Origin of the sequence: Streptomyces sp. (assembly GCF_031178505.1) — a bacterium.
Lineage (GTDB): Bacteria > Actinomycetota > Actinomycetes > Streptomycetales > Streptomycetaceae > Streptomyces > Streptomyces gulbargensis.
In genome coordinates this window covers 1-4,021 of record NZ_JAPSIW010000652.1, presented here as the reverse complement: position 1 = coordinate 4,021, position 4,021 = coordinate 1, and the positions used below count along the sequence as shown (strand labels likewise).

At 70.4% G+C, this 4,021-nt stretch carries 3 protein-coding genes; 1 reads left to right on the top strand and 2 read right to left on the bottom strand.

Annotated features, from left to right (window positions below):
* The coding region (locus RIF68_RS29840; RefSeq protein ID WP_309054399.1) for an alpha/beta hydrolase at nucleotides 1–725 on the top strand (725 nt) is incomplete at its 5' end.
* A gap of 526 nt (nucleotides 726–1,251) precedes the next feature.
* Here RIF68_RS29840 and RIF68_RS29835 read toward each other — a convergent pair.
* On the bottom strand, nucleotides 1,252–2,580 hold the full coding sequence (locus RIF68_RS29835; RefSeq protein ID WP_309054398.1) for a TRAM domain-containing protein: 1,329 nt from the start codon (nucleotides 2,578–2,580) through the stop codon (nucleotides 1,252–1,254).
* Nucleotides 2,581–2,641: 61 nt separating this feature from the next.
* Nucleotides 2,642–4,021: APC family permease (locus RIF68_RS29830; protein WP_309054397.1), on the bottom strand; the 1,380-nt coding region annotated here is incomplete at its 5' end.

The following is a 4,021-nucleotide window of genomic DNA, read 5'->3' as shown; positions in this document are numbered from 1 at the left end:
TGTCCGCAGTCCTGGACAACTGGGATCCCCGCGTCGTCGACGGACTCGCATCCCGGCGCCCCGTGATCGCCTTCGACAACCGCGGCGTCGGCGCGTCCGGCGGTTCCACACCCGACACGATCGAGGCGATGGCTCGCGACACCGTGCTGTTCATCCGGGCCCTCGGGTACGACAGGGTCGACCTGCTCGGCCTGTCGATGGGCGGCTTCATCGCCCAGGTCATCGCGGCAGAAGAACCCGATCTTGTACGCAAGCTCATCCTCGCGGGCACGGGACCCGCCGGAGGCTCCGGCATCGACAAGGTCACAAGCCTCACCATCAAGGACATCGTCAAGGCCGTCCTGACCCGCAAGGACCCCAAGCAGTACCTCTTCTTCACCGACACCGCCGGTGGCCGCCGGGCGGCCCACGCCTTCCTGGACCGGCTGAAGGAACGCACGAACGACCGCGACAAAGCCATCTCGCTCTCATCGTTCCGCGCCCAGCTGAAGGCCATCCACCGCTGGGGCCGCCAGGCACCGGCCGATCTGTCGCGCATCCACCAACCGGTCCTGGTGGCCAACGGCGAGAGCGATCGCATGGTCCCGAGCGTCAACACCGTTGACCTGGCGGCCCGGCTGCCCCAGGGCGAACTCGAACCCCTCTACCCCGACGCCGGACACGGAGGGATCTTCCAGCACCACGACAGATTCGTCCCCCGGGCGCTCGAATTCCTGGAACGGTAGCCAGCCGCCGGACAGGTCCATGGCCCCTGCCCCGCACTCAGCGAGCTCGACCGGCTCACCCACGTGCCCTCCCCAGCTGACCAGCCAATTCCCCGTCCCCTGAACGGCACCTCACCACCCGGACCGGTAGAACCCGGCGCCACCCCGAGGCGACAATCGGATCTTCGGCATGCGCACCCTCAACCCACGGCTCGAAAGCAGTCCACCGACTCCGCCGACGGGCCGTCATGGAACTTCGCGGCCGACGCGCTGCTCGACGGGTCAAGCCGGACAAGTCGACTGACCCGCGCCATCTGATTTAGGACGACCACCTCACGCTCCGTCAGAAACAGCGTCGAACGAGCGTCAAAACATTTCCCGAACCCGTCCCTGACGGAGGTGAGACAGAGCGTTCTCGACCCACGCCCCCACCGCGAAGCCGCAGGTGGGACACGTGGCGGGAACCTGCAGCATGCTCCACGCGGTGGACCTGCGGAAACATGTCGGCGCGACCCGCCCGCACCTGGGGAATCAATAAATCAGCAGGTCAGAGGCCCTTTGCTGTGGGCTCAAGAATCGCCACGCACTCCACGTGGTGCGTCATCGGAAACAGGTCGAACGCCCGCAGCGTGCGGACGCGGTAGCCGTTGTCCGCGAAGTAGGCGAGGTCGCGGGCGAGGGCGGCGGGGTCGCAGGCGACGTAGGCGATGCGGCGGGCGCCGAGGGTGGCGAGGTGGTGGACGGTGGACCTGCCGGCGCCGGCGCGCGGGGGGTCCAGGACGATGAGGTCGACGTCGGTGATGCCCGTGCGCGGGAGGACCGCTTCGACCTTGCCCTGTTCGATGCGGACGCGGGGGTAGTCGGCCAGGTTGTGGCGGGCGTCCTCGACGGCGCGCTTGCCGGACTCGATGCCGAGGACCGCGCCCTTGTCGCCGACGCGGTCCGCGAGGGCGCCCGCGAAGAGGCCGACGCCGCAGTAGAGGTCGAGGGCGGTCTCGCCCTTGCGGGGCATGAGGCCCTGCATGACGGCGAGGACGAGGGTCTGGGCGGCCTTCGGGTGGACCTGCCAGAAGCCGCCGTCGCCGACGCGGTAGGTGCGGTCGTCGGCGCGCTCGCGGACGAAGGCGCGGCCGTGGACGCGGTGGACGGCCTTGTCCCGCTCGCCGATACGCATCACGGAGACCGGCTTGTCGAGCTCGACGAGAGGCAGGCGGGCGCCGGGGCGGGGGGTGAGGATGACCTGGCGGTCGCCCGAGCCGGAGGCGGCGACGGCCTCGATCGAGGCCATGCCCTCCCAGGTGCGGGCTTCGATGCCGAGCTCCGACACGCCCTCGGCGGCGATCATGCAGTGGTCGATGACCTGGACGTCGTGCGAGCGGTGCTTGCGCAGGCCGGCGTGGCCCTCGGCGTCGACGGCGTACTGGACGCGGGTGCGCCACTGCGGGACCTCGCCCGGGGGCAGCTTGTCGCCCTCGGCGGGCATGACGGTGCCGTCCCAGCCGGCCTCCTCGGGGGTCAGGCCGGCGAGCCGCTTGAGCTGCTCGGCGATGACCTCGCCCTTGAGGCGGCGCTGGGCGCCGGGCTTGGCGTGCTGCCAGTCGCAGCCGCCGCACTTGCCCGGGCCCGCGAACGGGCAGGGCGCCTCGACGCGGTCCTTCGAGGCCTCCAGGATCTCGACGGCGTCGGCGCGCAGGAAGCGCGACGTCTCGTCGCCCTCGGTGACGCGGACGCGGACCTTCTCGCCGGGGAGGGTGTGGCGGACGAAGAGGACGCGGCCCTCCTCGGTGCGGGCGATGCAGTGGCCGCCGTGGGCCACCGGGCCGACCTCGACCTCGTACTCCTGGCCGATCAGCGACGGGACGGGGGCGTTCTGCATGACCGGGGACTCCAGGGGGGAAGAAGAAGGTGGGCTGCCGTACGGACGGCAGCCCACCAGTCTAGTTGCTCTTTCCCGCCGGTTCCTTCGTCCGTTTTTCGACGGGTCCGCGGCGGACGGAGCCGGGCGCGTTCCACTCCTGGCGCTTACGGGCCCGGCGCTTCGCGGCCTCGGAGGAGCGCAGCTGGTACGGGACCGAGGTCACCATCACCCCCGGCGTGAACAGCAGCCGGCCCTTGAGGCGCAGGGCGCTCTGGTTGTGCAGCACGTGCTCGTACCAGTGGCCCACGACGTACTCCGGGATGTACACGGAGACGGCGTCCCGCGGGCTCTCGTGCCGCAGGTTCTTCACGTACTCGATGACGGGCCGGGTGATCTCGCGGTACGGGGAGTCGAGGATCTTCAGCGGCACGTTGATGCCGCGCCGCTCCCACTCCTCCTTGAGCGCCTTGGTCTCGGCCGGGTCCACGTTCACGGTCAGCGCCTCCAGCTCGCCGGCGTGCATGAGCTTGGCGTAGGCGAGGGCGCGCAGGGTGGGCTTGTGGAGCTTGGAGACGAGGACGACCGAGCGGACCCGGGAGGGGCGCACGTACTCGTCGGGGCGTTCCTCGGCGGCGGCGATCTCGGCGGCCACGGAGTCGTAGTGCCGGCGGATCGCGGTCATCGTCACGTAGAAGATCACCATGCCGAGCAGGGCGACCCAGGCGCCGTGGGTGAACTTGGTGGCGAGGACGACCACGAGGACGAGGCCGGTGAAGAAGGCGCCGAAGGCGTTGATCGCGCGCGAGCGGATCATCCGGCGGCGCTTGGCCGGGTCCCGCTCGGCCTTCAGGTGCCGGTTCCAGTGCCGGACCATGCCGATCTGGCTGAGGGTGAAGGAGACGAAGACGCCGACGATGTAGAGCTGGATCAGCCGCGTCGAGTCGGCGCCGTAGATCCAGACGAGGAGCGCGGCGGCGCCGGCGAGGAGCACGATGCCGTTCGAGAAGGCGAGCCGGTCGCCGCGGGTGTGCAGCTGGCGCGGCAGGTAGCGGTCCTGGGCGAGGATCGAGCCGAGGAGCGGGAAGCCGTTGTACGCCGTGTTGGCGGCCAGGAAGAGGACGAGGGCGGTCGCGGCGGCGAGGACGACGAAGAGGAAGGTCCCGTCGCCGAAGACGGCGGCGGCGACCTGTGAGATCACCGGGTCCTGCACGTACTCGGGGCCGACGGGCACCCCGTCGCGCAGCAGGTCCTGGGCGGGCTTCTCGGCCATCCGGACGTCGGTGGCCATGGCCAGGAAGATGATGCCGCAGAACATGGTGACGGCGAGGCCGCCCATGAGGGCGAGGGTGGTGGCGGCGTTCCTCGACTTCGGCTTGCGGAAGGCCGGGACGCCGTTGGAGATGGCCTCGACGCCGGTGAGGGCCGCGCAGCCGGAGGAGAAGGCGCGCAGCAGCAGGAA